Origin of the sequence: Actinoplanes sandaracinus (genome assembly GCF_030009775.1) — a bacterium.
GTDB lineage: Bacteria > Actinomycetota > Actinomycetes > Mycobacteriales > Micromonosporaceae > Actinoplanes > Actinoplanes sandaracinus.
Window position 1 is genome coordinate 1 of sequence record NZ_JASCTH010000095.1, and the last position, 1,102, is coordinate 1,102.

Annotated in this window: 1 protein-coding gene; it reads right to left on the reverse strand. The window is 66.2% G+C overall.

Annotated features, from left to right (window positions below; translation table 11 throughout):
* Positions 1-184: 184 nt before the first annotated feature.
* Positions 185-1,102: LamG-like jellyroll fold domain-containing protein (locus QLQ12_RS46805; RefSeq protein ID WP_328518358.1), on the reverse strand; the 918-nt coding region annotated here is incomplete at its 5' end.

Here is a 1,102-nt window from a genome sequence, read left to right on the forward strand (position 1 = left end):
TTCTCGACCGGCGGCGGCGACGGCTCTCGCGACGGCGTGGTCGGGGCCCCCGCGAAGGCGGGAACAGCCAAACCTGATATGACCATGACATTAGCGAGCGAACCGACGAACAGCCGATTCCAGCGGCGCGACAACGTGCTGCGCGAGCGTGTAAGCATTACCCGTTTCCCCTGAATCGACATGCTCAGTACGGACGCTTCCAGATCATCCGACCGGCCGGATCGTGTAGTTCCAGCCGGCCGTCATCGAAGAGCACCAGCCTGTCCGCGGCCGTGCCATGCGTGGCGCTGTCCCACGCGGGGGTCCCGTTCGCGCGGTAGGTCACGAGATTGCCGTCGCCCTGCATGACCGTGTACGCGCCCGGGTTACCCCAGGTGTTGGGCGACCAGATCGCCGTGCCCTGCCGGTAGAGCACCAGGTTGCCGTCGGTCTGCATCCGCACCTGGTAGAGGTTGTCGCTGGAACGCAGCACGTCGCCCGCGTGCATCGTCTCGTTCTTGTTCAGCACGTTGACGGCACTGCCACCCGAGGTCTGCTGCTTGTACATCAGGGCAACCGCGGCGTCCGTCATCGCGCCTTGGAAGACGGCGATGTCGTCGATGCCGCCGCGCCACTGGTCGGTCAGTGCCCCGTGGTACAAGGTCTGCCCCACCAGCAACGATCCGGTCGCGTCGAACGGGGCGGCGGGCAGGCTCGTGACGGCCTCCCGGACGCCGTTGACATAGATCCGGGTTCTCTTGGCGCCGGCATCGTAGACCGCGGTCAAGTGGGTCCACACTCCCGCGACAGCGTCCGAGGTCGACGTCGCTTGGAACATCGTCGTCTTGTTGTCGACGTTCGGCGCATCCTGTAATCCGACGGTGAACACCCACTTACCGGTGGCCGGGTGGTATCGCAGCCAGAAGGCGCTCTCGTGGGCGCCGCGCTGCGCGATGATCGTGCGGCTGCCGGTCGCGCCGGTGGTGTCGAGCATCGCCCACACCGAGACCGTGTACGACTGATCGGTACGCAGCACCTGCCGGTCCTGCCACAACGTCAACTCGTTGCCGTCGCCGTCCGGCGGGGTGGTACCGGTCTTCACTGCCGACCTGCCGTACTCGGA